At 68.2% G+C, this 26,205-nt stretch carries 29 protein-coding genes; 14 read left to right on the top strand and 15 right to left on the bottom strand.

The window, feature by feature from the left end; genetic code table 11:
• Positions 1–129: 129 nt before the first annotated feature.
• The 3 genes from QN239_RS27865 to QN239_RS27855 are packed head-to-tail and all read left to right on the top strand — an operon-like array spanning position 130 to position 2,032.
• Positions 130–1,380 (top strand): inorganic phosphate transporter, encoded by a 1,251-nt coding sequence (locus QN239_RS27865; RefSeq protein ID WP_090360232.1) that lies wholly within the window; start codon positions 130–132, stop codon positions 1,378–1,380.
• A gap of 49 nt (positions 1,381–1,429) precedes the next feature.
• On the top strand, positions 1,430–1,714 hold the full coding sequence (locus tag QN239_RS27860) for a hypothetical protein (RefSeq protein WP_090360229.1): 285 nt from the start codon (positions 1,430–1,432) through the stop codon (positions 1,712–1,714).
• Between the two features lie 9 nt (positions 1,715–1,723).
• Entirely contained in the window at positions 1,724–2,032 is a 309-nt protein-coding gene (locus QN239_RS27855; protein WP_167156633.1) for a DUF3349 domain-containing protein, read from the top strand.
• Between the two features lie 60 nt (positions 2,033–2,092).
• Here QN239_RS27855 and QN239_RS27850 read toward each other — a convergent pair whose 3' ends face one another.
• The 6 genes from QN239_RS27850 to QN239_RS27825 are packed head-to-tail and all read right to left on the bottom strand — an operon-like array spanning position 2,093 to position 6,630.
• Positions 2,093–2,413, bottom strand: a complete 321-nt coding sequence (locus QN239_RS27850; protein ID WP_187098234.1) for an EthD family reductase — start codon at positions 2,411–2,413, stop codon at positions 2,093–2,095.
• 11 nt (positions 2,414–2,424) lie between these two features.
• On the bottom strand, positions 2,425–2,796 hold the full coding sequence (locus tag QN239_RS27845) for a glyoxalase superfamily protein (RefSeq protein ID WP_499015223.1): 372 nt from the start codon (positions 2,794–2,796) through the stop codon (positions 2,425–2,427).
• 12 nt (positions 2,797–2,808) lie between these two features.
• Positions 2,809–3,567, bottom strand: a complete 759-nt coding sequence (locus QN239_RS27840; protein WP_499015220.1) for an ABC transporter permease — start codon at positions 3,565–3,567, stop codon at positions 2,809–2,811.
• On the bottom strand, positions 3,564–4,304 hold the full coding sequence (locus QN239_RS27835) for an ABC transporter permease (protein ID WP_499015218.1): 741 nt from the start codon (positions 4,302–4,304) through the stop codon (positions 3,564–3,566). The genes QN239_RS27840 and QN239_RS27835 overlap by 4 nt, the downstream gene beginning before the upstream one ends.
• Entirely contained in the window at positions 4,301–5,248 is a 948-nt protein-coding gene (locus QN239_RS27830; protein ID WP_499015216.1) for an efflux ABC transporter ATPase subunit, DrrA-related, read from the bottom strand. Before QN239_RS27830 ends, QN239_RS27835 begins: the two co-directional genes overlap by 4 nt.
• 35 nt (positions 5,249–5,283) lie before the next feature.
• The gene (locus QN239_RS27825) at positions 5,284–6,630 is read right to left on the bottom strand and encodes a PucR family transcriptional regulator (RefSeq protein WP_499015214.1); all 1,347 of its coding nucleotides are present in this window, start codon (positions 6,628–6,630) and stop codon (positions 5,284–5,286) included.
• A 165-nt stretch (positions 6,631–6,795) separates the two neighbouring features.
• On the opposite strand from QN239_RS27825, the gene QN239_RS27820 reads away from it, so the two are divergent.
• The 5 genes from QN239_RS27820 to QN239_RS27800 are packed head-to-tail and all read left to right on the top strand — an operon-like array spanning position 6,796 to position 11,511.
• A complete protein-coding gene (locus QN239_RS27820) occupies positions 6,796–8,241 on the top strand; it encodes an APC family permease (RefSeq protein WP_499015213.1) in 1,446 nt (481 codons plus the stop codon).
• Complete coding sequence (locus tag QN239_RS27815; RefSeq protein WP_499015210.1) at positions 8,234–8,932, top strand: SDR family NAD(P)-dependent oxidoreductase; 699 nt, start codon at positions 8,234–8,236, stop codon at positions 8,930–8,932. The genes QN239_RS27820 and QN239_RS27815 overlap by 8 nt, the downstream gene beginning before the upstream one ends.
• Entirely contained in the window at positions 8,929–9,690 is a 762-nt protein-coding gene (locus tag QN239_RS27810) for an SDR family NAD(P)-dependent oxidoreductase (protein ID WP_499015208.1), read from the top strand. Before QN239_RS27815 ends, QN239_RS27810 begins: the two co-directional genes overlap by 4 nt.
• Positions 9,687–10,655, top strand: a complete 969-nt coding sequence (gene speB / locus QN239_RS27805) for an agmatinase (RefSeq protein ID WP_499015207.1) — start codon at positions 9,687–9,689, stop codon at positions 10,653–10,655. The genes QN239_RS27810 and speB overlap by 4 nt, the downstream gene beginning before the upstream one ends.
• The gene (locus QN239_RS27800) at positions 10,645–11,511 is read left to right on the top strand and encodes a polysaccharide deacetylase family protein (protein WP_499015205.1); all 867 of its coding nucleotides are present in this window, start codon (positions 10,645–10,647) and stop codon (positions 11,509–11,511) included. The genes speB and QN239_RS27800 overlap by 11 nt, the downstream gene beginning before the upstream one ends.
• Here the strand turns inward: QN239_RS27800 and QN239_RS27795 are convergent.
• Positions 11,508–12,365: an SDR family oxidoreductase gene (locus tag QN239_RS27795; protein WP_499015203.1), complete on the bottom strand. Its 858-nt coding sequence runs from the start codon at positions 12,363–12,365 to the stop codon at positions 11,508–11,510. The two genes, QN239_RS27800 and QN239_RS27795, sit on opposite strands and share 4 nt — an antisense overlap.
• A 59-nt stretch (positions 12,366–12,424) precedes the next feature.
• Between QN239_RS27795 and QN239_RS27790 the strand changes: the two genes are divergently transcribed.
• The gene (locus tag QN239_RS27790; RefSeq protein WP_090360201.1) at positions 12,425–12,919 is read left to right on the top strand and encodes a pyridoxamine 5'-phosphate oxidase family protein; all 495 of its coding nucleotides are present in this window, start codon (positions 12,425–12,427) and stop codon (positions 12,917–12,919) included.
• 9 nt (positions 12,920–12,928) lie between these two features.
• Here QN239_RS27790 and QN239_RS27785 read toward each other — a convergent pair whose 3' ends face one another.
• Complete coding sequence (locus tag QN239_RS27785; protein WP_090360199.1) at positions 12,929–13,831, bottom strand: 1,4-dihydroxy-2-naphthoyl-CoA synthase; 903 nt, start codon at positions 13,829–13,831, stop codon at positions 12,929–12,931.
• A gap of 96 nt (positions 13,832–13,927) precedes the next feature.
• Here QN239_RS27785 and QN239_RS27780 point away from each other — a divergent pair, with 96 nt between their 5' ends.
• Positions 13,928–14,203, top strand: coding sequence for a hypothetical protein (locus QN239_RS27780; protein WP_090360198.1), 276 nt, complete (start codon positions 13,928–13,930; stop codon positions 14,201–14,203).
• A 3-nt stretch (positions 14,204–14,206) separates the two neighbouring features.
• Here the strand turns inward: QN239_RS27780 and QN239_RS27775 are convergent, their stop codons facing one another.
• The 6 genes from QN239_RS27775 to QN239_RS27750 form a co-directional block, all read right to left on the bottom strand.
• Positions 14,207–14,656 carry a nitroreductase family deazaflavin-dependent oxidoreductase gene (locus QN239_RS27775; RefSeq protein ID WP_499015200.1) on the bottom strand — a complete coding sequence of 150 codons (450 nt, stop codon included), beginning with the start codon at positions 14,654–14,656 and terminating at the stop codon, positions 14,207–14,209.
• Between the two features lie 9 nt (positions 14,657–14,665).
• Positions 14,666–15,346: an HAD family hydrolase gene (locus QN239_RS27770; RefSeq protein ID WP_499015199.1), complete on the bottom strand. Its 681-nt coding sequence runs from the start codon at positions 15,344–15,346 to the stop codon at positions 14,666–14,668.
• Positions 15,347–15,360: 14 nt separating this feature from the next.
• Entirely contained in the window at positions 15,361–16,599 is a 1,239-nt protein-coding gene (locus QN239_RS27765) for a GNAT family N-acetyltransferase (RefSeq protein ID WP_499015196.1), read from the bottom strand.
• Between the two features lie 29 nt (positions 16,600–16,628).
• Positions 16,629–17,822 carry an RNA polymerase sigma factor gene (locus tag QN239_RS27760; protein WP_499016993.1) on the bottom strand — a complete coding sequence of 398 codons (1,194 nt, stop codon included), beginning with the start codon at positions 17,820–17,822 and terminating at the stop codon, positions 16,629–16,631.
• A 67-nt stretch (positions 17,823–17,889) separates the two neighbouring features.
• Positions 17,890–19,524 (bottom strand): fatty-acid--CoA ligase FadD8, encoded by a 1,635-nt coding sequence (fadD8, locus tag QN239_RS27755; RefSeq protein ID WP_499015194.1) that lies wholly within the window; start codon positions 19,522–19,524, stop codon positions 17,890–17,892.
• Positions 19,525–19,734: 210 nt separating this feature from the next.
• Positions 19,735–20,190, bottom strand: coding sequence for a YciI family protein (locus tag QN239_RS27750; RefSeq protein WP_499015191.1), 456 nt, complete (start codon positions 20,188–20,190; stop codon positions 19,735–19,737).
• Between the two features lie 113 nt (positions 20,191–20,303).
• Here QN239_RS27750 and QN239_RS27745 point away from each other — a divergent pair, with 113 nt between their 5' ends.
• From QN239_RS27745 to QN239_RS27730, 4 genes are read left to right on the top strand one after another with little or no spacing between them, the layout of a single operon-like run.
• The gene (locus QN239_RS27745) at positions 20,304–21,911 is read left to right on the top strand and encodes an amidohydrolase (RefSeq protein WP_499015190.1); all 1,608 of its coding nucleotides are present in this window, start codon (positions 20,304–20,306) and stop codon (positions 21,909–21,911) included.
• A gap of 29 nt (positions 21,912–21,940) precedes the next feature.
• The gene (locus QN239_RS27740; RefSeq protein ID WP_499015188.1) at positions 21,941–23,539 is read left to right on the top strand and encodes a long-chain-fatty-acid--CoA ligase; all 1,599 of its coding nucleotides are present in this window, start codon (positions 21,941–21,943) and stop codon (positions 23,537–23,539) included.
• Positions 23,523–24,488, top strand: a complete 966-nt coding sequence (locus QN239_RS27735; protein ID WP_499016992.1) for an o-succinylbenzoate synthase — start codon at positions 23,523–23,525, stop codon at positions 24,486–24,488. The genes QN239_RS27740 and QN239_RS27735 overlap by 17 nt, the downstream gene beginning before the upstream one ends.
• Before the next feature lie 46 nt (positions 24,489–24,534).
• Entirely contained in the window at positions 24,535–25,680 is a 1,146-nt protein-coding gene (locus QN239_RS27730) for an LLM class flavin-dependent oxidoreductase (protein WP_499015186.1), read from the top strand.
• Between the two features lie 114 nt (positions 25,681–25,794).
• Here QN239_RS27730 and QN239_RS27725 read toward each other — a convergent pair whose 3' ends face one another.
• The gene (locus QN239_RS27725) at positions 25,795–26,139 is read right to left on the bottom strand and encodes a type II toxin-antitoxin system HicB family antitoxin (RefSeq protein WP_499016991.1); all 345 of its coding nucleotides are present in this window, start codon (positions 26,137–26,139) and stop codon (positions 25,795–25,797) included.
• Between the last annotated feature and the right edge of the window lie 66 nt (positions 26,140–26,205).

Below are 26,205 nucleotides of genomic sequence, written 5' to 3'. Positions count from 1 at the left end.
CGCCCCGGGGCACAAAGATGAACACTGAGTGAACTCCTGTCGGGCAGTGGGGAATCGCCTGGTCAGACCATATTCATAGCCGCCCTACCCGCTGGTCAAACCGGATGGGATTACCCCAGAATTAGCGCCATGAGCGCAGAGATGATCATCCTGGTGCTGCTGATAGGCACAGCACTGGCATTCGACTTCACCAACGGATTTCACGACACCGGAAATGCGATGGCGACGTCGATCGCCACGGGTGCTCTGAAGCCCAAGACCGCCGTCATCCTGGCAGGCTTCCTGAACCTGGTCGGCGCCTTCCTCTCCGTCGAGGTGGCCGTCACGGTCACCACCTCGGTACTCAAGGTGCAGGACGGGAAGACCGGACACCTGCTGTCGGGTATCGACGCCTCGATGGGCTTGACCATCATCTTCGCCGGCCTCATCGGCGGCATCCTGTGGAACCTGCTCACCTGGCTCTTCGGTATCCCGTCCAGCTCGTCGCATGCGCTCTTCGGCGGACTGATCGGTGCCGGCCTGGCCGCCCTCGGCCTCGCGGGTGTCAACTGGCCCGGTGTGTTCCAGAAGGTGATCATCCCCGCGCTCGCCGCCCCGTTCATCGCCGGCCTGGTCGCCGCGGTCGGCACCTGGCTGGTCTACCGGATCACCCGCAACGTCCAGAAGAAGCGCCGCGAGGACGGCTTCCGCTGGGGCCAGATCGCCACCGCCTCGCTGGTGGCACTGTCACACGGCACCAACGACGCGCAGAAGACAATGGGTGTCATCGCGCTGGCGCTCATCACCACCGGCCACCTGACCGGCGACGTGAAGAAGGACGGCCTGCCGTTCTGGATCATCGCCTCCTGCGCCCTGGCCATCGGACTGGGCACCTACATCGGCGGCTGGCGGGTCATCCGCACCCTGGGCAAGGGCCTCGTCGAGATCGAGTCCCCGCAGGGCCTGGCCGCCGAGGCTTCGTCGGCCGCCATCATCCTGAGCTCCTCGGCCGCCGGTATGGCGCTGTCCACCACCCACGTCGCCACCGGCTCGATCCTCGGTAGCGGTGTCGGCAAGCCGGGCGCCGAGGTGCGCTGGGCCGTGGCGGGCCGGATGGCCATGGCCTGGCTGATCACGCTGCCCGCCGCCGCTCTGGTGGGCGCCCTGTCCTACTGGCTGTCCTACGGCCTGAAGTCCGCCACCGGTTCGCAGCTGGTCGGCGACGGTGTCATCTTCGTCATCCTGGTCGCGCTGTCGGGCTACATGTACTGGCGCGCCCAGCAGCAGAAGGTCGACCACAACAACGTCAACGCCGACTGGGACGAGTCCACCAACTCGGTGGTGCCCGCAGAGGTCCGCGAGACCAGCACGTCCGGCAGCGCCGACAAAGCCGCCGTCTGAGCGCGTGTCTCCGAGACCTCGAAACTGCTGAGATAGGAAATGTGACGCAATGACTTACGTGGAATCCATCCTCAAGGTGCTCGTCGTGGGACTCGTCCTCGGCGCCGGGCTGCCCGCGCTGTTCGCCACCGGACTGGTCGCCTTCTCCAGCGGCTCCGGTGGCACCAACAACGACGGCACCGTGCAGGCACCCAACCCGGCGATCAAGGCCTTCGGTCTGCTGCTGTTCGCGTTGGTCTCGGCGGTGATCCTGATCGCGATCCTGTGGATCACCAAGGCCACGATCATCCACCACTTCGGTTTCAACCCGGTCCCGTTCATCCCGGGCAAGTGAGCTGACGACATGACTGAGAACAGCAATGTCATCGACAACGTGCTCGGCTGGCTGCACGAGGGCTACCCCGAGGGCGTCCCGCCCAAGGACTATTTCCCGCTGCTGGCCCTGCTGAAGCGTTCGCTCACCGAGGACGAGGTCGTCAAGGCTGCGCAGTCGATCCTGCGCACCAGCGACGGCGACGACCCGGTGACCGATGCGGACATCCACGCCGCCATCGCGCAGGTCATCGAGAAGGAGCCCAACCCCGAGGAGATCCATCAGGTCGCCTCGCGGCTGGCCTCGGTCGGCTGGCCGTTGGCGACGTCGGCACGCTGAGCCCGTTCACCAGACACCCCCGGTCCGATTGGGCCGGGGGTGTTTTGGTTCGTCAGTGGCTCATCGCTGCGGTATCTCGATCTCGGAGAACAGCACCCGTACGCCGCCGGTGGACAGCCGGGCCATCGCGGCGAAGAACTCGCCGGCTTCCGGGGTGGTGACGGCGGCGCTGGCCGCGTCGTAGTCGGCGTAGTAGAGGTCGAGCGACCGGTAGGCGGGCGTCGGGCTGCCGTCCTCCTTGGGCCAGACCTTGGACGCCTCGAACCTCAGATAGCCCGGGATGCGCCGGGCCGCCTCCAATTGCTCAGCGGGATAAGCACTCTCGAATGCAGCGGGATCGGTCGGGTTGTCGTAGATGACGGTGATCTTGGTCTCGGCCATGGGAGTGCCTTTCAGTTGCGGACGTCGTGGCGCAGGGGATGGGTGGCGGGCACCTCGACGAAGATCAGAAGTATGCCGTCCGGATCGGTGACGTGCATTTCGTGCAGACCCCAGGGCTCTTCCCTGGCGGTCCTGGCGATGTGCACCCCGCGGCCCGCCAGTTCTGCTTGTGCGGCACGGACATCGCGGACCTGCAGCCAGATTGTCCCGCCGGCCGACGGCTCACCGTGGCCGGCCAGTTCGATCAGCGACTGGCCCGCGTAGAACACCGTGCCCGCTCCGTACTCGCGGGCGACGGCCAGGCCGATCAGATCTCGGTAGAACGCGACGGATTTCGGATAGTCCGCCGGCCTGATGAGCATCCGGCTGGCCAGGATTTCCATCTTCCGTGTCTATCACGGATTTTCGGCGGCCAGCCGGTAGCCGCGCACCGCGATCGGGCCGAACACCGCGACGAGCCCGACGACCCAGGCCGCCGACTGCAGTACCGGCCACAGGATCGGGCCGCCGGCCGCCAGTCCCCGCATGGCCTCGATTGCCGGTGACATCGGCTGGGCCTGCACGATCGGCTGCACCCAGCCCGGGAACACCTCGACGGGCACCATGCCGGAATTGAAGAACAACAACAGGAAGCACAGCGTCGACAGCCCGGTGATGATGTTCTTGCCGCCGGCCTGTACCGCCACCGCCACGACGACGGTCGAGAACCCGACGACCATCAGCACCGGGACCAGGATGAATCCGATCACGCCCGGCCAGCCCGCCACGAACCGCAGTCCCATCGCCACACCCACGACGGTGATGACCACCGCCCCGATCAAGGCGCGGGCGCTCTCGGCGAGCAGCCGGCCGGCCAGTGCGCTGGCCCGATGGACGGGCAGGGCCCACAGCCGGCTGAGCAGGCCGGCCTCGCGTTCGTCGGGAATGGCCGCACCGGTCCCCATGGCGCCGAACAATGCCCCGGCCACCGCGCACATCGGCACCAGGCCGTAGAGGCTGCTGGACCCGGTCAGGTGCAGCACCGACCTGCCGACCACCAGGGAGTACACGATGAGAAGGAAGGTGGGAAAGAGCAGGGATTGGATCAACACGACCGGGGCGCGCCGCCAGCCCAGCAGCAGCCGCCGGGCGTGCAGCCGAGATTGCCGAATCATGCCGGTGCCCTTCGTTGCATCCGGATGGCGATCGCGCCGAACACCACCAACAGCCCCAGACACCAGCCCATGCTGGCGCCGACGCGCACATAGTGGCCCATCGCCAGGCCGCGCAGCGTCTCGGCGATGACCGATACCGGTTGATTTCGCACGAAGGGGCCCAGCCAGGACGGAAACGATTGGGCCGGAGCGATTCCCGTGGACAGCATGACCAGCAGCAGTTGCGGGATCAGCAGGGTCTGCCCGGCGGCCTCGGTGCTGTTGGCCACCGAGCCCATCGCGTCCGCGCCGAGGGACAGGGCCAGCGACAACAGCAGTGCGATACCCACGAAGGCGAGCAGGTCGGCGACGGTGCCGTGGAACCGGAACCCGAATCCGTAACCCACCGCCAGTGCCGCAGCCAACGCCGCCGCCGCGCGCACCAGCGCGGACAGCATCCGGGCGGTCACGGGTGCCAGCGCGGTGATCGGCAGCGATCGCATCCGGATTCCCATGCCGCTCAGGTGATCCCGGGCGGCGCGGTCGGCGGTCGTCATCGCGGTGAAGATCATCGCCTGCACCACGATGACCGCGACGATGTACTGCGGGTAGGTCATATCGCCGGTGTCGATCACCTTGCGCAGGGTGAGGGTGAAGCACACGAAGAACGCGACGGGTCCGCCGATCGCGAAGAGCAGGTCACCGTCACGCAGGGTGCCCAAGACCGAGCGGCGGGCCAGGGTGCCCAGTGCGGTCATGCCGGCGCCCCGGTCAGTTCGAAGAACACCTCATCCAGTGACGGTTTGCGCAGGGCGATATCGGAGATCGCGATATCGAGGGTCTCGACACGGCGGAACACCTCCGACAGGGTGGACAGACCGTGCGGTGCCGGCAACGACAGTGTCCCGGTGTCGGGATCGGGTTTGAGATCGGCTGGAGCGCCCGCGATATCGGCCAGGGCGGCCGCGATCCGGGGACCGTCGACGGGATGCACCGGGGTGACCTGGCAGACGGTGGCGCCCACCCGGTGCTTGAGTTCGTCGGCGGTGCCCTCGGCGATCACCCGGCCGTGATCGATGACGACGATCGAATCCGACAGGGCATCGGCCTCGTCCAGGTACTGGGTGGTCAGCAGCACGCTGGTGCCCTGACCGGTCAGTGCGCCGACCAGATCCCACACCTCGCGCCGGCTGCGCGGGTCCAGGCCGGTGGTCGGTTCGTCCAGGAACACCACGGCGGGCGCGGCGACCAGGCCGCAGGCGATATCGGCACGCCTGCGCATACCGCCGGAATAGGTGGACACCCGTCGGCTCGCGGCGTCGGTGAGGCTGAACGCGGCCAGCAACTCCTCGGCGCGGGCATGGGCCCTGGCGCGGGACAGGCCGTTGAGTTCGCCGAACAGGATGAGATTCTCCCGGCCGGTCAGCATCTCGTCGATCGCGGCGTACTGGCCCGTCAGGCCGATGTTCTTGCGCACCGCCGCGGCCTGTTTCACGACGTCGAATCCGGCCACCGTCGCCCGGCCCGAGGTGGGCCGGATCAACGTGGACAGCACGTTGATGGTGGTGGTCTTGCCGGCTCCGTTGGGTCCGAGCACGCCCAGCACGGTGCCCGCCGGCATGCTGAACGTCACGCCGCGCAGGGCCTGCTTGTCCCCGAACTGCTTGGTGACGTCTTCCAGTTGGATCGCATACTCGGACACGCGGTCGAGTATGGCATGGCTAACCTAAGATTCTGTCAGTCCGGTCGCCGGCGGGAGCGGTCGCTGGCCTGGATCCCGATGGCGAACGCGGCGAGATCGCCGAGGCTCATCGGGTCACGTCCGGTCAGCTCGTGGATGCGTCCCAGCCGGTGCCGCACGGTGTTGGTGTGCAGGAACAACTCGCGTGCGGTGTCGATGACGGATCCGTTGGTCGCCAGGAAGGTCCGCAGCGTCCGCACGTGCTGGGTGCCGCGCTCGCGGTCGATCTCCTCGAGCGGATCGATGAGCTGATTCTTGAACGGCGCCAAGCGATTCGCCGGGAGCCCCTCGAGCAGGCTGCCGAACGTGCTGAGCTGGTCGGGCCCGACGCTGCCACCGTGCTGACGGGCCATGTCCAGGGCGATCCGCGCCTGGGTGATGGCCGCGGCCAACTCGACCAGCGCGGAGGCCGCCGAGTGCCCGGACGGCAGGGACAGCTCGGCCGCCAGGCGCCGGAACTCGGCGTCGCCGGCGGTCAGCACCAGGCACACGTCGGGGGCGTCGCCCACCAGCGCGGCGGGGAAGGCCATCGACAGCACCGCACCGGCTCCCGCGGGCCACGCCGAACAGGCCAATTCGGATGCCGACAGGCCGGGCCAGTCGAGCAACTGGCCCAACGCGTCCGGGAGCAGCATCCGGCGCTCCACCAAGGAGAGCAGCTGACCGACACGTTCCCGGGACAGGGCGGCCTCGATATCGCGATCACTCTGCGCGGCCTGGGCGAACCGGGCGATGACCTCCAGCAGGGCCGGCTCCGGCGGGCCGTCGCGCCCCACCCACACGAGGGCTCCCACCCCCTCCACGTCGATGGCGCCGCCGGAACCCTCCGGCTCCAGCACGAAGTAGCCGCCCAGCACCTGCCCGGCCCGGTCCAGCAGCTGACGCACCGTCTCGCCCCGACGCTGCGATGAAAGCATTTCCGGCACAAGGCTGTTGGTGGCCCGGGCGGCGGCTATCTCACCACCCATCCGGAAGTCGGCGACGAACCGGCTGAGCGCGGCGAACGGCACCTCGGGTGGGGCGATGAGCAGCGCGAGCCCGTCGTGCCGGCACGCCGCGATCAATGCCTCGGGGACGTCGTCGTGCACATCGCCGGTGCCGAAGCACACCGCCGAGGCGTCGGCCCTGCGCAGTGAGACGACGAAGTCCTGGCACTCCTGCGGACTCTGCAGGCTGATACCCACCGTGCAGACCAGCTCGCCGCCGCGCAGGTAACGGGAGGGGTCGCGCAGCTCGGTGGTGTGCGCCCAGCTGATCGGCCGGTCCAGGTCGCCGGTGGCCGGCTCCGGTCCCGTCAGCCCCAGGCCGGCAGCCAGCAGGTCACGCGAGGTCGGGTCCGGCACCCGCCGAGCGTAACGCCGCCGTCACACGGATACCCGGGCAACGTTGTGCGATCGACCAATGCGGTGGCGCGCCCGTCGTGCGGTTGCAGCGTCTTCGCCTGCAACGCTGGTGCGCATGCGGGCGCCGGTTGATAGTTCGTCCAACACGTCCTGAGGAGCAGCACCATGTCAGCACCTGATACCGACGGGTCGCACGTCCTGCGACGCGAATTCTCGCTGTGGTCGGCGTTCGCGTTCGCCTTCGCGTTCATCTCACCGATCGTGGCGCTCTACGGCATCTTCGGCCTGGCGCTGGCCGCCGCCGGGCCGAGCTTCTGGTGGGGTTTCGCGCTGGTGTTCGGCGGACAGTTACTGGTCGCGCTGGTGTTCGCGATGCTGGTGTCGCGCTGGCCCCTGGAAGGGTCCATCTACCAGTGGTCGCGGCGGCTGCTGGGCACCACCTACGGCTGGCTCGCGGGGTGGGTCTACATGTGGACGCTGGTGATCGCGATGGCCACCGTCGCTCTGGGCGCGGCCGGGTTCGTGGCCAACATCGCCGGTGTCGACGCACCGTCGGGTGGGCTGCGGGCCGTGATCGCCTTGGTGATCCTGGTCGGCGGGACCGCCATCAACCTGATCGGGCGGGGCGCGCTCAAGGTGTTCATGACCGCCAGCATCGTGGCCGAGGTGATCGGTTCGATCGGCCTGGGCACGTGGCTGCTGCTGTTCCACCGGCAGAACTCGATCTCGGTGCTGTTCGAGGGCGGCGGCGCGGACACCAGCACCTGGACCTATCTCAGCGGCCCGTTCCTGATCGCGGTGGCGTTCATCGGCTTCTCCTTCGTGGGGTTCGAGAGCGCGGGCGCCATCGCCGAGGAGGTGCACGAACCGCGTCGCTATCTGCCCAAGGCCGTGCTGTTCTCGCTGACGTTCATCGCGCTGGTGGTGGCCTACTCCAGCCTGGCGATCATCCTGGCCATTCCCGACCTCGATGCGGTGGTCGCCGGTTCGGTGGCCGACCCGGTGTACGAAACCCTCACCACCGCACTGGGTCGCGGCATCGCCAAGCCGGTCGAGGTGCTCTTCGTCATCGGCTTCATCGCGAGCTTCCTGGCCCTGCAGACGTCGGCGTCGCGGGTGATCTGGGCCTACGCCCGCGACGGTGCGCTGCCCGGCGCCACGGCGCTGGCCCGGCTGAGCGGCACCGCGCGGATCCCGGTGCTGGCCATCCTGGTGACCACCGTCGTGGGCGGCGCGCTGTTCCTGCTCAGCATCGTGGCCGGAGACATCTATTCGCTGATGGTCAACTTCACCACCGGCGGTTTCTACCTGGCATTCCTGTTCCCGCTGATCGGGTTCGTGGTGGTGCTGGCCCGGCGGAAGTGGACCGATGGCGCGTTCTCCTTGGGCCGGGCCACCACCCCGGTGGCCGTGGTCGCCGCGGTCTGGGCGGTGCTGCAGATGCTCAACATCTCCTGGCCGCGGGCGGTGTACGAGCAGCGCTACCTGGACTGGTCGGTGTGGATCGGGGTGGCGGTCGTCCTGATCGTCGGGTGCGTGGTCCTGTTCAGCGTGCGCCGCCGCATCGTCGGCGCCGAGGTGATCGACGAACTCGAGACCGCGGATGCCTGACGCGCCCGTCGCCGTCGTGACCGGTGGTGCCAGCGGGATCGGCGCTGCCGTCGTCTCCGCACTGCGGCACCGCGGATATCTGGTCGGCACCCTGGATCTCAGTGACCGCGCCGATGCCGATCACGTGGTGGCCGTGGATGTCTGCGACGGGCCCGCGGTCACCGGTGCGATCGCCGAGATCGGTCGCCGGCTCGGCCCGATCACCGCGCTGGTGACATCGGCCGGCTACTACGAGATGGCGCCGGTGGCCGAGATCGACGCACAGGCGTGGCGACGCATGCTGCGGGTCCACCTCGGCGGCTTGTTCCACGCGTCGCGGGCGTGCTTACCCGGGATGCTGCAACGGAACTCGGGAGCTGTGGTGGCGGTGGCCAGTGAACTCGCCGTCGGCGGCGGCGAGCACGATGCGCATTATGCGGCGGCCAAGGGGGCGATCCTCGGACTGGTGCGCAGCCTGGCGGCCGAAGTGGCCGGCGGTGGGGTGCGGGTGAACGCCGTCGCCCCCGGCCCCACCGATACCCCGCTGCTGGCCGAGGATTCACCTTGGCGCGCGCCGGAATATCTGGCCACCCTGCCGCTGCGCCGGCTCACCGCGCCGGCCGAGGTGGCGCGCTGCGTCGAATACCTGGTGTGCGATGCCACCTTCAGCACCGGCGATGTGGTGAACGTGAACTCGGGGGCGGTCATATGAGCTCGCTGACCGGCCGCGTCGCACTGGTCACCGGCGCCGCGCAGGGCATGGGTGCCGCCCATGCGCGACGGCTCGCTGCCGCGGGAGCAACCGTGGCGGTCAACGATATTCGCCCCAGCGACGCCCTGGCCGAACTGGCCACCGAGATCGGCGGACTCGCGGTACCCGGCGATGTGTCCGACCCGGGGGTGTGCGCGCAGATCGCCGACGCGGTCGCGGCGGCCGCCGGGCGCCTCGACGTCCTGGTGGCCAACCACGCCTACATGACCATGGCGCCCCTGCTGGAGCACGACGAACGCGACTGGTGGCGGGTCGTCGACACCAATCTCGGCGGCACGTTCCATCTGGCGCGGGCCGTGCTGCCGCATATGCGCCGGCTGGGGGAGGGGCGCATCGTGGTGATCACCAGTGAGTGGGGCGTGACCGGCTGGCCCGACGCCACCGCTTACGCGGCATCGAAAGCCGGGCTCATCTCGCTGGTCAAGACGCTGGGCCGGGAGCTCGCCCCGGAGCGGATCATCGTGAACGCGGTGGCACCCGGGGTGATCGACACTCCGCAGCTGCAGGTCGACGCCGACGCGGCCGGAGTCGACCTGGCCACGGTCGCGGCCCGGTACGCGGAGTCGATCCCGTTGGGCCGCATCGGAACTGCGGACGAGATCGCCGTCGCGGTCCTGCTGCTGAGTGACTTCGGAATGGAAGCGGTTGTCGGACAGGTGATCTCCTGCAACGGGGGATCCACGAGGAGCAGGGTATGACGCAGCGGTACGTACGGTCACCGGCGGGCAAGGTCGGGCAGGTCGATGCCCAGGTCGTCCCGCGCTACGCGGGGTTGGCGACTTTCGCGCGCCTGCCCCAGCGTCACGAGGTGACCGACCACGACATCGCGGTGGTGGGCGCGCCGTTCGACAGCGGCGTCACCTACCGGCCGGGCGCCCGATTCGGGCCCGCCGCGATCCGGCAGGCATCCCGGCTGCTCAAGCCCTACCACCCCGCACTCGACATCAGCCCGTTCGCGCAGGCTCAGGTGGTCGACGCCGGCGACATCTCGGCCAACCCGTTCGACATCAACGAAGCGGTGGATCAGATCCGCGACGGTGTGGCCGAACTGCTGGGGCGCCCGGAGCAACGCGTGGTCCTGCTCGGCGGCGACCACACCATCGCGCTGCCTGCGCTGCAGGCGGTCAACCAGGTGCACGGGCCGGTGGCGCTGGTGCATTTCGACGCCCACCTGGACACCTGGGACACCTATTTCGGGGCGCCGTGCACGCACGGCACACCGTTCCGCCGTGCCGCCGAGCAGGGCCTGCTGGTCAAAGACCACTCGGCACATGTGGGTATCCGCGGATCGCTGTACGACCGGGCCGATCTGCTCGACGACGAATCGCTGGGGTTCACCATCGTGCACTGCCGCGATATCGACCGGATCGGGATCGACGGTGTCATCGAGCGCATCAGGACCCGGGTCGGCGAGCACCCGGTCTACGTGTCGATCGATATCGACGTGCTCGACCCGGCCTTCGCCCCCGGCACCGGGACCCCGGAGATCGGCGGCATGACCAGCCGCGAACTGGTCGCCGTGCTGCGCGCCATGCGCGGGATGCGGATCGTCGGCGCCGATGTCGTCGAGGTCGCCCCCGCCTACGACAACGGTGAGGTGACCGCCGTCGCGGCGGCCAATCTCGCCTATGAACTGGTTAGCCTGATGGCCGATGACTTCTAGCCCCTTCCAGAGCGACGGGACATTCCCCTGGCCCGCCGGTAAGTCCGCGGCGGCGGCGTTCACCTTCGACGTGGACGCCGAGTCGGCGGTGCTGTGGGGGAACGAGGCCGTTGCGGCGCGGATGAGCGTGATCTCGCATCAGGCGTACGGGCCGCTCGTCGGGATCCCGCGCATCCTCGATCTGCTGGACCGCCACCAGATCCCGGCGACCTTCTTCGTGCCGGGTCACACCGCGCACCGGTATCCCGACGCCGTGCGCAGCATCGTCGCCGCCGGACACGAGATCGCCCATCACGGCTATCTGCACGAGCAGCCCACGGCGCTGACGCTGGAGCAGGAGAACGAGGCGCTCGACCGCGGGCTGCAAGCGCTGGCCGACGTGGCCGGTGTACGCCCGGTCGGCTACCGCGCACCGATGTGGGATCTGTCCTGGCACACGCCGGGACTGCTGGCCGAGCGCGGGTTCCTCTATGACTCCAGCCTGATGGACGCCGACCATCCGTATGAGCTGGCGGTGGGCGACGGCTCGCTGGTGGAGATCCCCATCCAGTGGGCGCTCGACGACTGGGAGCAGTACTGCTACCTGCCCGACATCTCGGGCAGCGGGCTGATCGAGAGCCCGCGCAAGGCGCGAGAACTGTGGCAGCTGGAGTTCGAAGCGCTGCGTGACGCCGGAGCGTGCTGGGTGCTCACCAACCACCCGTTCCTGTCGGGGCGGGCATCGCGTGCGGCGGAACTCGGCGACCTGATGCGCTACGTCGTCGAACACGACCAGGTGTGGACGACGAACCTGGGCGCCATCGCCGAGCACGTCCGGTCGCTGGGACTGGAGCCCCGCAGCATCACGAGGCCCTAGATGCCGCGTTTCATGATCGCGTCCAGCAGGCTGGGGGCGATGCTGTCGAGCGCCTTGGCCGAGACCGCCATCCGGGGAGCGATGCGCACCGGTCGGGTGCGTGCCGCCGTCAACATCCAGTCCGCGGCCTCCTCGGCCGACAGGCCCGGCATGCCCCGGAAAGCCTCGGTGGGTTCGATCATCGGTGTCTTCACCAGCGGGTAGAACAGCGTCGTCGAATGCACACCCTTGCCCGACCACTCGGTCTCGGCGACCCGGCTGATCGCGGTCAGCGCGGCCTTCGATGCCTGATACGCCCCGAACAGCGGTGACGACTCGTTCATCACACCCCACGTCGACACGTTGATGACGTGCCCGTCGCCGCGTTCGAGCATCCCCGGCACCAGGGCCCGCATCAGCCGCAGCGGCGAGTAGTAGTTCAGCGCCATGGTGCGCTCCAGGTCATGCCAGCGCTCCAGCGATTCGATCAGTGGGCGCCGGATGGAGCGACCGGCATTGTTGATCAGGATGTCGATGCCGCCGTGGCTTTCGAGCACCTGCGCGGTGAGGGCGTCGACGGCGTCCAGATCGGACAGGTCGGCCGGGATCGCCTCGGCGATACCGCCGCCGTCGCGGATGCTCTCGGTGAGGGTTGCCAGCAGGTCGGCCCGGCGGGCCACCACGATGAGGCTCGCGCCGCACGCGGCGAGCTTGCGCGCGGAGGCCTCGCCGATACCGGAGGAGGCGCCGGTGATCAGGATGCGCTTACCGCGCAACTCGACCTCGGGCCCGCGGCTGAGGTATTCCGTCAGCGGCGGGCGCATGCTGGTGAGCAGCACGGCTTCGGACAGTCGGCGCAACGGGTTCAAGCTCACCCAGCGAGTCTAGGAAGGCCGCCGCGATGAGTTCGCGCCGCCCGCGTGGTCACCATGACATGGCAATCACCGCAACCCTGGACACCCGCTTCAGCGAGGCCACCACACCCGTCGACTGGGGTTCGGTGGCGGACCTGCTGACCGGCGCCGAGCTGTACTGGCTCAGCACCGTGCGCGCCGACGGCCGCCCGCACGTCACCCCGCTGGTCGGGCTGTGGACGGGGCAGGCGTTCGTGTTCTGCACCGGACCGACCGAGCAGAAGGCACACAACCTCGCCCACGGCGCGGCCGTCGCCGTCACGACGGGGACCAACACCTGGAACGCCGGACTCGACGCGGTGGTCGAGGGCACCGCGCAGCGGGTGCGAGGACGCGACCGGTTGACCGCGCTGGCGGCGGCCTACCGCGCCAAGTACGGCGAGGACTGGACCTTCGACTGCGACGACGAGACGTTCAGCCCGGGCGAGAACGCCGCGTACGTGTTCGAGGTGGCGCCGGCCAAGGTGCTTGCCTTCGCGAAGGCGCCGCACGGGCAGACGTCGTTTCGGTTCTGACGTCAGGTTCTAGAAGTAGCGCGGGAACCCGCTCCAGTCCGGGTCGCGCTTCTCCAAGAAGGCGTCGCGGCCCTCCACGGCCTCATCGGTCATATACGCCAAACGTGTTGCCTCACCGGCGAACACCTGCTGTCCCACCAGGCCGTCGTCGATCAGGTTGAAACCGAACTTCAGCATCCGGATGGCCTGGGGCGATTTGCCGTTGATCTCGGCGGCCCACTGCAGACCGGTGGTCTCCAGATCGGCGTGATCGACGACGTCGTTCACCGCACCCATCTGGTACATGGTCTGCGCGTCGTAGGTGCGGCCCAGGAAGAAGATCTCGCGGGCGAACTTCTGGCCGGTCTGGCGGGCCAGGTAGGCACTGCCGAACCCGCCGTCGAAGCTGCCGACGTCGGCATCGGTCTGCTTGAACCGGGCGTGCTCGCGGCTGGCCAAGGTCAGGTCGCAGGTCACGTGCAGGCTGTGCCCGCCACCGGCGGCCCATCCGTTGACCAGGCAGATGACCACCTTCGGCATGAACCGGATGAGCCGCTGCACCTCAAGGATGTGCAACCGCCCGGCCCGCGCCGGATCCACCGTCTCGGCGGTCTCACCCTCGGCGTACTGGTAGCCGCTGCGCCCGCGGATGCGCTGATCGCCGCCGGAGCAGAACGCCCAGCCGCCGTCTTTGGCCGACGGGCCGTTACCGGTCAGCAGGATCACCCCGACGTCGGGCGACATCCGGGCGTGGTCGAGTACCCGGTACAGCTCGTCGACGGTGTGCGGCCGGAACGCGTTGCGCACCTCGGGCCGGTCGAAGGCCACCCGCACCGTCGGCTGCGCGACACCGTCGAGGACATGCCGGTGATAGGTGATGTCGGTCAGCTCGAAACCGGGTACGGGCTGCCAGAGCGCCGGGTCAAAGGTCATGCCCCGACTGTATTCAGGATGTTTGACCGGGTGGGTAGTCGGGTATCAGTGAGCCGCCACAGTGCGTCCCACGCACCGAGACACAGGAGGGTGACGATGAAGTTCACTACCGGTTTGCTGACGGCCTTCGCAGCAGCAGGGCTGCTCATGGGGTGCTCGGCCCCGTCGATCACGGGTGGTGACACATCGTGCAAGGACTTCCTCAACGCGGACGAGAAGACCCAGACCGACGCGGTTGCCAAGATGCTCAAGGACGAAAAGGGTCAGGACGCAGCGCAATTGGAGATCACGGGCACCCGTCTCTCGGTGCAGACGTTCTGTCAGACCGCCGGTAAACAGGACAGCAAGATCAAAGAGGCCCCGCACCTCTAGGGGCTAGACGGGGTCGAACCGGAACACCGGTATCCGGCCTGCCAGCGCCTCGAACTCGTCCGGGTTCGGGCCGGTCACCAGGCCGGCATTGCGGATGAAGCTCACCCCGGTGGGCACCAGCACGGGAAACTGCCGTAGCAGCGGCCCGGCCTCCTCGGCGGCCATCTCCACCATCCGCACCCGCGTGGTGGTGCGTCCCTGGCGCAGGGTGGCCACACCGGCGGCCCGGACATTGGCGACCCAGTCCGCGCCGGGCAGGCCGCCGACGACATAACGGTGCCCGTCCACCGTCATCGGCGTGACCGGTGTCGACCGCAGCTTGCCCGATTTGCGGCCGGGCACGGTGAGCACCAACGGGCCCAAGGCGGCGCCGACGCCGAGCTTCGACAGCCCGATCATGACCTTGTTGACGTACTTGAGCCACCAAGGCGGTCGGATACGTTCCTGCGCCATGTGTTCAGCCTAGAGGTCGAACCCGTGCTCGTGGAGTGCGTGCAACAGGCCGTCCGGGCGTTGCGCGGTGGGCAGCGGGTCGACCAGAGCGAAAGCGCATCCCAGGGCGCGGGCTCCGCCGTCGGCCTCCTCGCTGTCACCGATCATCAGCGTCTCGGACGCCTCGACACCCAGGCGTGCCAGCGCGATGCGGAAGATCGCGGCATCCGGTTTGATCGCGCCGACCTCGAAGCTCAGCACGTACTCGTCGGCCGCGGTACCGACGGCCGCGAACGCGGGCCGCAGATCGAAGGCGATATTCGACACCACCGCCGTCGCGACGCCGGCGGCGCGCAGGCCGTTCAGCGCCGCAGCGGTGTCCGGGTAGGGCGTCCAGGACGCCGGGTCGACCAGCTTGGGGTAGAGGCTCCTGGCGTGTTGGTCGGTGAGGCCGGATTCGCGCAGCACATGCAGGTAGGCCTCACGGTGCAGGTGCGGCTCCAGGTCCCGGTTCGCCCAGTTGTGGTGCTGTTCGTCGTCCATCGGCACGGAGTTGCCGGTGGGTGCGGTCACCCGGCGCATCAGTTCGGCCTGCACATGGCCCTCGACCGCTTGCTCGTCCACCGTGATGCCGGCGAACCAGCTGTCGTCCTCCTCGAGTCGGAACAGCGTGCCGGAGTAGTCGAAGAGGACCGCGCGTAGGTGAGTCACCGTTCCATCTTGGCTCAGAAGTGATCGGGCATGCTCGGCGCCACCGGCCAGCCGAACGCGGTCGCCGTCGCGGGTACCGCACCCGAGGTCAGTTCACCGGCCAGGCCTGCGGTGGTCAGCGCCTGCAGGCTCACCCCACCCAGGTAGATGGCGCCGAGATCGCGCGCGGTGATCGCGATATCGGCTGGGGCGTCGGTGTTTTCGCACTCGGCGCCGTCGCGGCCGGCGCGCAGCCGAAACCGTCCGGTGTTCCACGGGCAGAACTCGTCGTTGACCTGCAGCACCACGTCGACATCGCCGGCGTACCGCCGCAGTGTCAGGGCGCGCGGCACATCGACCAGTCGGGTGAAGATGGCGTCGTTCACCTGGCATTGCAGCGCCCGCTGGTCGGAGACCAGATAACGCAGCCGTTCGTCCACCGCGGCACCGTCGTACTGCACGGTCCTGATCAGGTCGATATCGAGCAGGTAGCGCCAAATACGCGCGTAGGCACGAGGATTGGTGGCACGTACCTCCTGGACGTGCAGTTCGCCGTTGGGCCCGGCCGGCGCCCAATCCGACTTGGGCCGGTAGATCGCGTAGGCGCTGGCGGATCCGTCGGGCTCGTGATGCAGGGCGAACCGGATACTGCCGGTACCTTTGCGCCGTTCCGCACTGTCGTGCAGCCAGTAGTCCCACCAGGGACCGGGGCGGTCCATCCGGCCGGGTAGGTTCGCCAGCGCCCGGTCATAGATCGCCGGGGCGGCCCGCAGCAAGGTCTCGCGGTCGGTCTCGGACACCGTCCCCGCACCCAGATCGACGTCGGCGCGGAACCCGAGGTCGCGGACCCTGCCGGAGAGCACCGCATTGGAGCTGGCCAGCCCATATCCGAACCGGCCGTAGATCAGCGTCTCGGAGGCGAACAGCATGGCCAGCGCCTCGGTGCCGCGGGACCGGACGTCGTCGAGCTGGTGGCGCATCATCGCCGTGAGCAGACCCTTGCGCCGATGGCTGGGCGACACCGTCACTCCGGTGACGGCGGCGACCGGCACCAGCGCGCCACCGGGCAGGCTCACCTTCTTGCTGAAGGCGCCCGCCGTGGCGGCCCAGCGGGTTCCGTCGTGGAAACCGAACATGCGGTCCAGCTCGGTGAACTTGCGGCCCAGCTCGATCTCGTCGTGCTGGGGATCCTGCAGGAACACCGAATACATGGTGGCCATGAAGCTCTGGAAGTCGTCATCGTCGCTGACAGCGCGCAATCTCAGTTCGGGCACACGTTCATGCGTACCGCACCGCGGTGCGGTCAGTCACGTGAATATCTGGCGGCCTTGCGCAGCAACACGTCGCGTTCCCGGTCATTGCCGACCAGTTCCGCCGCGGCGTGAAACGCAGCCGCCGCCTCGGCGTGGCGGTTCAGCCGGGCCAGCAGTTCGCCGCGCACGCTGGGCAGCAGATAGGAGTCCTGCAGCCCGGTGATGCCGTCGGCGATCCGCAGGCCGGTGGCGGGTCCCTGCGCCATCGCCACCGCGACGGCGCGGTTCAGCTCGATCACCGGCGACGGCGAGATCTGCAGCAGGGCATCGTAGATCGTCACGATGCGGGACCAGTCGGTGTCGGCACTCGTGGGCGCCAGCGCGTGACATTCGGCCAGTGCGGCCTGCAACCCGTAAGGGCCCCAACCGCGCCCGGCCCGCGCGTCCTCGGCGCGCTGCAGGGCCACGGTGGCGCGCCGAATCTGAGCGCGGTCCCAACGGGTGCGGTCCTGGTCTTCCAGCAGGATGGCGTTACCGTCGGCGTCGGTGCGCGCGGCGAACCGCGAGGACTGGAACTCCATCAGGGCCAGCAACCCGTGGACTTCGGGTTCAGTGGGTACCAGTGCCGCCAGCACGCGGGCCAGTCGGATTGCCTCACTGCACAATTCGTCGCGAATCCAGCGGCTGCCGAACGACGCCGAGTAGCCCTCGTTGTAGATCAGATAGAGGACACCGAGCACCGCTGACAGCCGTGCTCGGAACTCGTCGCGCTCGGGCACCTCGAACGCGCACCCCGCCAGGGCTTTCTTGGCGCGGGTGATCCGGGCCGCCGCAGTCGCTTTCGGGATCAGGAACGCCCGCGCGATCTCGTCGGTGGTCAGCCCGCCCACCACGCGCAGCGTCAGCGCGATCTGGGCTTCGCGGGACAACACCGGATGCGCGGCGGTGAAGATGAGCCGCAACACGTCGTCGTCGATGCGATCCGGATCCCACGCCTGGTCGACGTGGTCGTCCAGCTCGCGGGCCAGCACCGCGTACTTGGCGTCCAGGTTCTCTTGGCGGCGCCATTGGTCGACGGCCTTGCGCTTGGCGACGGTCGTCAACCAGGCGCCCGCGTTGCGGGGCACCCCGGATTGCGGCCACTGCGTCAGCGCGTCGACCAGGGCATCGGATGCCAGGTCCTCGGCCATGCCGAGGTCGCCCACCCAGCGGGTCAGCGTCGCGATGATCTTCGCGGCCTCCATACGCCACACCGCGTCCACGGTCTGGCGTAGGTCCTCCGGCACGTTGCCATTGTGCGCGCGGGAGGGCCTAGCCCACGGATCGGGCCGCACCGGCCCAGAACTGGGCGCGCACCGCCTTCTTGTCCGGCTTGCCCAGCGCGGTCACCGGCACCGTATCGACGACGATGACCTGCTTGGGTGACTGCACCGAACCCTTACGGTCCTTGACCGCGGACTGGATCTCCACCGTCATCGCCGACACCGCGGCTTCGTCGGACGGGGCGCCCGGACGCAGCACGACCACCGCCGTCACCGCCTCGCCCCACTTCTCGTCGGGCGTTCCGATGACGCAGACCTGGGCGATCGCCGGGTGTTCGGCGATGACGTCCTCCACCTCGCGGGGGAACACGTTGAACCCGCCGGTGACGATCATGTCCTTGGTGCGGTCGACGATGAAGTAGAAGCCGTCCTCGTCCTCGCGGGCCAGGTCGCCGGTGTGCATCCAGCCGTCCTTGAAGGTGTCGGCGGTGGCCTCCGGCAGATTCCAGTACCCGCCCGACAGCAACGGACCGGACACGCAGATCTCGCCGACCTCGCCCTGGGGCACCGGGTTGCCGTCGTCGCCGAGCAGGGCCACCCGGGCGAACAGGGTGGGCCTACCGCACGAGGTCAGCCGCTTCTCGTCATGGTCGTCCTTGGCGAGGTAGGTGATCACCATCGGTGCTTCGGACTGGCCGTAGTACTGCGCGAAGATCGGGCCGAACCGGTCGATGGCCTCCTTGAGCCGCACCGGGTTCATCGCCGAGGCGCCGTAGTAGACGGTTTCCAGCGACGACAGGTCCCGGGTGTGCGAATCCGGGTGATCCATCAGCGCGTAGATCATCGACGGCACCAGCATGGTGGCGGTGATCTTCTGTTCCTCGATCACCCGCAGCACCTCGGCCGGGTCGAACTTGGTCAGCACGACCAGCTCACCGCCCTTGATGATGGTGGGCACGAAGAACGCGGCCCCCGCGTGCGACAGCGGGGTGCACATCAGGAACTTCGGATGCTGAGGCCACTCCCACTCGGCGAGCTGGATCGTCGTCATCGTGGTGATCGATTGCACGGTGCCGATCACGCCCTTGGGTTTACCGGTCGTGCCGCCCGTATAGGTGAGCCCGCCGACATGATCGGGGGCCAGGTCGGCGGCCACCAGCGGCTGCGGCTCGTAGGTGGCGGCCTCGGCGGCCAGATCCGTGGCAACCCCGGCCAGCGCCTGCGGGACGGGTCCGATCGTCAGCACCTGCCGCAGCGAGGGCACCTTCTCCAGCAGGCCGAGAGCCCGCTCGACGAAAGCCGGGGTGGGGTCGATGACCAGCGTGCTGACCCCGGCGTCGGTCAAGACGTAGGCGTGGTCGTCCAGTGAGCCTAGAGGGTGTAGTGCCGTGCGGCGGTAGCCCTGGGTCTGCCCGGCGCCGATGATCATCAGCACCTCGGGGCGGTTCAGCGAGAGCAGCCCGACGGCGGCGCCGGTGCCGGCACCGAGCGCCTCGAAGGCCTGAATGTACTGGCTGATCCGTTCGGCGAGCTGACCACCGGTCAGCGTGGTGTCGCCGAGGAACAGCACCGGCTTGTTCTTGTTGCGCTTGAGGGCGCCCACGGTGAGGTGTCCGGAATGGATGGGGTGCCTCAGCAGGTCGCCTGACGAGCGCTCGCGCGAGGAAGCAACAGCTTGGGTCATACAGACAGACTAGAACGTGTTTCAGAAATGAAGCCAGGGGATGCCCCGAAAAGCAGGTAGTCAACTACGCATGCGCGACCACGCGGGCCGTCGGAGACTGGTGTGCAACGCAGACGAGGGGTTTGCCGGCGCGGCCATCGGGGGAGGGCCGGCGTGGTCCCCGGCGGTGTGACGCACCGTCGGGGACCGCGTTCACGCGTCAGCGGCCCGTCAGCGGCCCGCAGCCTTGCGGGCGTCGGCCGCCAGCTTCTCGGCCATATCGGCCTTCCACTGGATCTCCTTCTGGATCCACTCGTTGTCCTGCGGGAACTCGTCGGTCTCGCTGACCCGGCGGACCTCCAGCTTCACGCCCGGCCCGAGCGGGCACTTGCGCGCCCACTGTTTGGCCTCCTCCTTGGAGGACACGTCCAGGATCCAGAAGCCGTTGAACAGTTCCTTGGTCTCGGTGTACGGGCCGTCGGTCACCACCGGCGGGTCGGCGTCGAAGTCGACCACGAAGCCCTCCTCGGGTGGGGTCAGCCCCTCACCGGCCAGCAGGACACCGGCCTTGATGAGCTCCTCGTTGTAGCGGCCCATCGCGGCGATGATCTCGGTGAAATCGATATTTTCCGCCACGAACTCTTCGGCCGCCGGGGTGGATCGCATGATCAGCATGTAGCGCGACATCGTGTTCTCTCCTGTCGTGTCGGGGCTCCGCTTATCGTGCCCTCGAGATGACGTCGAACGACACCCCGGCCAAATCGACACGGCCGCGCAGAAAAGTTTGAAGAATCATCGTCATGCCCGCCGACCTGGTTATCACCGGAAACATCCGCACCATCGACGACTCCCGACCGACCGCACGATCGCTCGCGGTCCGCGACGGCCGCATCGTCGCCATCGGGGCTGATCCGGCCGACACCGACGGCTGGGTCGGGCCCGACACCACCGTGGTCGACATCGGCGACGGCTGCGTGCTGCCCGGGTTCGTCGAGGCACACGGCCATCCGCTAATGGAGGCCGTCGCGCTGTCGGACCGGATGGCCGACATCCGGCCCGTCACGCTGCGCTCGGCCGATGAGGTGGTCGCCGCCGTCCGCGCCGAGGTCGCCAAACGTGGCGCGGACGGCGCGTACCTGAACGGCTGGGATCCGCTGCTGCAGCGCGGTCTGCCCGAACCGACGCTGTCCTGGCTGAACGAGATGGCGGACACCCCGCTGGTGATCATCCACAACTCGGGCCACAAGGCCTTCTTCAATTCCGCGGCGGCCCGCGGCGCCGGGCTCTCGCGGGATACCCCGGACCCCAAGGGCGCGCGCTACGGACGCGACGCCGACGGTGAACTCGACGGCACCGCCGAAGAATCCGCGGCGGTGTTCCCGCTGCTCGGCGGGGCCGTCAAAGTCAGCGACTACCCGGCGATGCTGATGGCCGAATGCGAGCGGCTGAACCGCGCCGGACTCACGACATGTTCGGAGATGGCGTTCGACCCGATGTTGCGGCCGGTGCTCACCGCACTGCACGACCGGTTGACGGTGCGGTTGCGCACCTACGAGATGTCCACGGCCGCGCTGCACACCGACGCGAACCCCGGTGACGGTGACGACCTGGTGCGTCAGGTGGGCATCAAGATCTGGGTGGACGGCTCGCCGTGGATCGGCAACATCGACCTGACGTTCCCGTACCTGGACACCGAGGACACCCGCATCATCGGTGTCGTCCCGGGCTCGTGCGGACATGCCAACTACACCCGCGAGCAGCTCACCGAGATCGTCGGCACGTTCTATCCCCAGGGCTGGCAGATGTCCTGCCACGTGCACGGCGATCACGGCGTTGACACCATCCTCGATGTGTATGAGCATGCGTTGCAAGCCAATCCACGTGCAGACCATCGGCTGCGGCTGGAGCACGTCGGCGCCATCACCCCGGCCCAGCTGCAGCGCGCGCACGACCTCGGCGTCACCTGCAGCCTGTTCGTCGATCAACTGCACTACTGGGGTGACGTCATCGTCGACGGGCTGTTCGGGCCGGAACACGGCGAGCAGTGGATGCCGTGCGGATCGGCGGTGGCCACCGGCATGCGGATCTCGCTGCACAACGATCCGCCGGTCACGCCCGAGGAGCCGCTACGCAATATCAGCGTGGCCGCGACCCGCACCGCGCCGAGCGGGCGGGTGCTGGCACCGCAGGAGCGGCTGACGGTCGAACAGGGGCTCAAGGCGCAGACCATCGACGCCGCCTATCAGCTGTTCGCCGATGACATCGTCGGGTCGATCGAGGTCGGTAAGTACGCCGATCTTGTTGTGCTGTCGGCGGATCCGTCCGCGGTGGGCCCCGAGGAGGTGGCGAATCTGACGGTCCGCGCCACCTATCTGGCGGGGCGACAGGTTTATCCCAAACCGGCCTGATGTCCGGGCAGAAGTGGCAGGCTGTGGGCATGTCTGAGGCCACTCCCGTCGCTGCGCTCGGCCCAGTCCTGCCCGAGCCGCGGTTTCTCGATGAACGTGTCGCCCTCTGGGCGGCAACCAAACCCGACGAGGAGGCGGTGACCTACCTCGGCCGGAGCTGGACCTGGTCGGTGTGGGATGACCGGATCCGGCGGGCGGCCGGGGAGCTGGCGGCCCGGGGCGTCGGCCACGGTGACGTCGTCGCCTTCCTGGACAAGAACCATCCGGCGTGCGTGGAGGTGACGCTGGCGGCAGCGTCGCTGGGCGCCGCCAACGCCATCATCAATTTCCGGCTGGCCGCCGAGGAATTGGACTATGTGGTCAACGATTCCGGCGCCAAGCTGCTCTTCGTCGGCGCCGATCTCAAGCCGGCCGTCGAGGCGATCCGCGACAAGTTGCCCGCCGTCACGCAGATCATCGAGGTCAAACCCGAGGGCGACGACGAGTACGAGGCCATGCTGGCCGCCGCCACCCCGACCGGCCGCTCGCCCGAGGTGAGCCCCGATGACACCTGCATCATCATGTATTCGTCGGGCACCACCGGCCGGCCCAAAGGTGTGGCACTGTCGCAGGCCAATGTCATCGCCCACACGATCAACGCGTTCGAGGGCTGGACTGCCGAACCGGGGGACAAGAACCTGGTGGCCATGCCGCTGTTCCACGTCGGCGGCACCTCCTACATGCAGTACGGACTGCACCACGGCGTGCCCAGCTACATGACCCGCGACGTCGACGGCGCGGCGTTGGCCGGCGGCATCCTGGCCGGCGCGAACCGGACCTTCCTGGTGCCCGCGGTGCTGGCCAAGGTGCTCGACACCGGCCCGGAGGCAGTGCAGCTGTTCGGCGCGCTGAAGACCTACGCCTACGGCGCCTCGCCGATGCCGCTGCCGCTGCTGCGTCAGGCGCTGGAGGCCTGGCCGGACACCGAGTTCATCCAGGTGTACGGGCTGACCGAGGTGTGCGGGGTGGTGACCCGGCTGATGCCCGAGGATCACCGCGCGGACAACGAGGAGCGCCTGGTCAGTGCGGGAACCCTGATCTCGGGTACCGAGCTGCGGGTCGTCGATCCCAACACCGGGGAGGACGTGCCCGAGGGTGAACAGGGTGAATTGTGGTTCCGCACACCGCAGTTGATGAAGGGGTACCTGAACAAACCGGAGGCCACCGCCGAGGCCATCACCCCCGACGGCTGGTTCCGCACCGGCGATATCGGCCGGATCGACGCCGACGGCTACGTGTTCGTCGAGGACCGACTCAAGGACATGATCATCACCGGCGGCGAGAATGTGTACTCCATCGAGGTGGAACGCATACTCGCCGAGCATCCGGCCGTTGCCGAGGTCGCGGTGTTCGGGGTGCCGGACGAGAAGTGGGGCGAGGCGGTCAAAGCCGTCGTGGCCCTGGAAGATGGTGCGGGTGACGCGAGCGAGGCCGACCTCATCGCGTGGGCGCGCCAACACCTGGCGCCGTACAAGTGCCCGAAGACCGTCGACTTCACCGACGCGCTGCCGCGCAACCCTACTGGCAAGATCATGAAGAAGGATCTACGCAAGCCGCATTGGGAGGGTCGCGATCGCGCCACCGTTTGACGTACCGCTGCCCGATCTGCTGGAACGGCTGCATGTGGTCGCGCTGCCGATGCGGGTCCGGTTCCGCGGGATCACCGTCCGCGAGGTGGCACTGATCGACGGGCCCGCCGGCTGGGGTGAATTCGGGGCGTTCCTGGAGTACCCGCCGGCCGAGGCCGCGCTGTGGTTGGCGTCGGGAATCGAAGCGGCGTATGGCGTTTCGCCCGTTCCGCGGCGCGACCGGATCCCGATCAACGCGACCGTGCCCGCGGTGCCCGCCGCGCAGGTGCCCGAGGTGCTGGCCCGGTTTCCGGGTGCCGCCACCGCGAAGGTGAAGGTCGCCGAACCGGGGCAGACCCTTGCCGACGACATCGCCCGGGTGGCCGCGGTCCGCGCCCTGGTGCCCGTGGTCCGGGTGGACGCCAACGGTGGGTGGACGGTGGACCAGGCGGTGCGGGCGGCCGCCAGTCTCGGGCCCCTCGAGTATCTCGAACAGCCTTGTGCCACGGTCGAAGAGCTCGCACAGCTGCGCCGCCTGATCGATGTGCCGGTGGCGGCCGACGAGTCGATTCGCAAGGCGGACGATCCGTTCCGGGTGGTCGCCCTGGCGGCCGCCGATATCGCGGTGGTCAAGGTGGCCCCGCTGGGCGGGGTGAACCGGCTGCTGGAGATCGCCACCGCGATCGGCATCCCGCTGGTGGTGTCGAGCGCGCTGGACTCCGCGGTCGGCATGTCCCGCGGCCTGCTGGCCGCGGCCTGCCTGCCCGACCTGCCACACGCCTGCGGGCTGGGCACCGGGGGACTCTTCGTCGAGGACGTGGTGGACGCGGCGCCGCCGGTCGACGGCTACCTTCCGGTCGGGCCGGTGACGCCCGACCCGGCCCGCTTGGCCGGACTGGCCGTGGGGCCGGACCGGCGGCAGTGGTGGATCGAGCGGGTGCGGGAATGTCATCCGTTCGTATGTGAGTAGGCCGCTACGCTATGCGGTTCAGGCCAGGCGTTTCATCCTGATCTGCATGAGCAGACTCCGTGTCGGGTTGTTCGACATGATCCTCTCGTCTCGGCCCACAGTCGATTCGCTGACCCGGGCCGGATATCTGTCCGCGGTCGCAAGCGGGGTCGACTCGTTCTGGGTGCCGGATCATCTCAACTCGCTGTTCCCGCGCTCGCTGTGGCAGCCGAAGTACTGCGGTGCGGCCAAGATCGTGCCGACGGCCGACGCGTTCCTGGAGCCGTGGACCATGCTCGGGCATATCGCGGCGCGCAACCGGATCGGCCGGCTGCGTCTCGGCGTCGGTGTGACTGATACCGGTCGGCGCAATCCGGCGGTGACGGCGCAGGCGGCGGCCACATTGCATCTTCTCACCAAGGGTCGCGCCATCCTCGGCATCGGTACGGGGGAGCGAGAGGGTAACGAGCCGTACGGAGTGGACTGGTCAAAACCGGTGGCGCGCTTCGAGGAAGCAATGGCGACCATTCGGGCGCTGTGGGACTCCCGCGGCGAACTGGTCAACCGTGATTCGCCGTACTTCCCGTTACGCAATGCACTGTTCGATCTGCCGCCGTATCGCGGGAAGTGGCCGGAAATCTGGATCGCAGCACACGGGCCGCGGATGTTACGGGCGACGGGGCGCTACGCAGACGGTTTCTTCCCTGGATTCCCCCACTCACCGCAGGAGTACGCGCGCAGATTGGAGGTGGTGCGATCGGCGGCTTCGGACGCAGGCCGGGATCCGATGGCGATCACCCCGGCGATCTGGCTGATGGTGGTCACCGGCCGCTCCGGTGAAGAAGTGGATGAGGCGCTGGAGTCCGAAGTGATCAGATCCGGAGGTCTGCTGGCTTCGGACGCGTTCTATGCACAACATGGCGCGCAGCATCCCCTCGGGGAGGGTTTCGCCGGTGCACAGGACATCTTGCCGCACGATTGGGACGAGGCAACCGCCCTTTCCTACATCAAGGGTGTGCCTAAGGACCTGATGTACAAGGGCCTCATGTGCGGCACGCCGGACGAGGTGCTGGCGCAGGCCGCCGAGTGGCGAGATCACGGAGTTCGCCATTTGGTGACCATCAACGCCAGTGTGTTGCAACGTGACCTGCGCAAGGGCATGGCGTCGAATGTGCCGTTCCTCAAGATCGTGCGGGGTCTGAAGAAGCTCTGACGATCGACTGACCGCATGAGTCACAACAGCACCAAACTTCCGCTGGGACTCGTTAGTAGAAAGCGGTATCGCATGCGATACCGCTTTCCAGAGTCGAGTTCCGAACTCTCGCGGTCAGAAAGGGTCGTCGAGCGACGGCGGTTTGCCGCACAACTTCTGCACCACCCACTGATTCAGGGACACCCGTTGCTCGGTGGCCTCCACCATGAGTTTCCCGTGCAGCATCGGCGAGGTGCGCACCATGAAGCGCCCGCTGTAGCGGCGATCGGACACGGACGCGGGTGGTTCGGACTCGTCCCCGTACCACTCGGCGACGTGGGCGATCACGTCTCGTTCGATCGCTGCAGTCGCCTCCGCTGCGGTGGCTCCGTAGGCGAATTGCATGGGGAATTCCAGACAGAGGCCGATGTATTTCCCGGCGTCGGGGGACCATTCGGCCCGATACGTGTAGTGCGGCATTGCCAGATCATCGCCGCCAGGTCCGACACCGACGCGTGTGTCCTGATCTGTGGGGACCATGTCCTG

The organism is Mycolicibacterium sp. Y3, from assembly GCF_051188035.1.
GTDB lineage: Bacteria > Actinomycetota > Actinomycetes > Mycobacteriales > Mycobacteriaceae > Mycobacterium > Mycobacterium fluoranthenivorans.
The sequence above is the reverse complement of the archived record's forward strand: the minus strand, read 5'-3'. Positions and strand labels throughout refer to the sequence as shown.

Bases quoted from the DNA above. Each gene is read 5' to 3' on its own strand.
- QN239_RS27790 (WP_090360201.1), top strand. From the start codon at position 12,425: ATGGCAATCACCGCAACCCTGGACACCCGCTTCAGCGAGGCCACCACA.
- QN239_RS27835 (WP_499015218.1), bottom strand. From the start codon at position 4,304: ATGACCGCACTGGGCACCCTGGCCCGCCGCTCGGTCTTGGGCACCCTG.
- QN239_RS27780 (WP_090360198.1), top strand. From the start codon at position 13,928: ATGAAGTTCACTACCGGTTTGCTGACGGCCTTCGCAGCAGCAGGGCTG.
- QN239_RS27785 (WP_090360199.1), bottom strand. From the start codon at position 13,831: ATGACCTTTGACCCGGCGCTCTGGCAGCCCGTACCCGGTTTCGAGCTG.
- QN239_RS27855 (WP_167156633.1), top strand. From the start codon at position 1,724: ATGACTGAGAACAGCAATGTCATCGACAACGTGCTCGGCTGGCTGCAC.
- QN239_RS27725 (WP_499016991.1), bottom strand. From the start codon at position 26,139: ATGCCGCACTACACGTATCGGGCCGAATGGTCCCCCGACGCCGGGAAA.
- QN239_RS27850 (WP_187098234.1), bottom strand. From the start codon at position 2,413: ATGGCCGAGACCAAGATCACCGTCATCTACGACAACCCGACCGATCCC.
- QN239_RS27810 (WP_499015208.1), top strand. From the start codon at position 8,929: ATGAGCTCGCTGACCGGCCGCGTCGCACTGGTCACCGGCGCCGCGCAG.
- QN239_RS27845 (WP_499015223.1), bottom strand. From the start codon at position 2,796: ATGGAAATCCTGGCCAGCCGGATGCTCATCAGGCCGGCGGACTATCCG.
- QN239_RS27740 (WP_499015188.1), top strand. From the start codon at position 21,941: ATGTCTGAGGCCACTCCCGTCGCTGCGCTCGGCCCAGTCCTGCCCGAG.
- QN239_RS27860 (WP_090360229.1), top strand. From the start codon at position 1,430: ATGACTTACGTGGAATCCATCCTCAAGGTGCTCGTCGTGGGACTCGTC.
- QN239_RS27750 (WP_499015191.1), bottom strand. From the start codon at position 20,190: ATGTCGCGCTACATGCTGATCATGCGATCCACCCCGGCGGCCGAAGAG.
- QN239_RS27840 (WP_499015220.1), bottom strand. From the start codon at position 3,567: ATGATTCGGCAATCTCGGCTGCACGCCCGGCGGCTGCTGCTGGGCTGG.
- QN239_RS27745 (WP_499015190.1), top strand. From the start codon at position 20,304: ATGCCCGCCGACCTGGTTATCACCGGAAACATCCGCACCATCGACGAC.
- QN239_RS27820 (WP_499015213.1), top strand. From the start codon at position 6,796: ATGTCAGCACCTGATACCGACGGGTCGCACGTCCTGCGACGCGAATTC.
- QN239_RS27730 (WP_499015186.1), top strand. From the start codon at position 24,535: ATGAGCAGACTCCGTGTCGGGTTGTTCGACATGATCCTCTCGTCTCGG.
- QN239_RS27800 (WP_499015205.1), top strand. From the start codon at position 10,645: ATGACTTCTAGCCCCTTCCAGAGCGACGGGACATTCCCCTGGCCCGCC.
- QN239_RS27865 (WP_090360232.1), top strand. From the start codon at position 130: ATGAGCGCAGAGATGATCATCCTGGTGCTGCTGATAGGCACAGCACTG.
- QN239_RS27760 (WP_499016993.1), bottom strand. From the start codon at position 17,822: ATGGAGGCCGCGAAGATCATCGCGACGCTGACCCGCTGGGTGGGCGAC.
- QN239_RS27775 (WP_499015200.1), bottom strand. From the start codon at position 14,656: ATGGCGCAGGAACGTATCCGACCGCCTTGGTGGCTCAAGTACGTCAAC.
- QN239_RS27815 (WP_499015210.1), top strand. From the start codon at position 8,234: ATGCCTGACGCGCCCGTCGCCGTCGTGACCGGTGGTGCCAGCGGGATC.
- fadD8 (WP_499015194.1), bottom strand. From the start codon at position 19,524: ATGACCCAAGCTGTTGCTTCCTCGCGCGAGCGCTCGTCAGGCGACCTG.
- speB (WP_499015207.1), top strand. From the start codon at position 9,687: ATGACGCAGCGGTACGTACGGTCACCGGCGGGCAAGGTCGGGCAGGTC.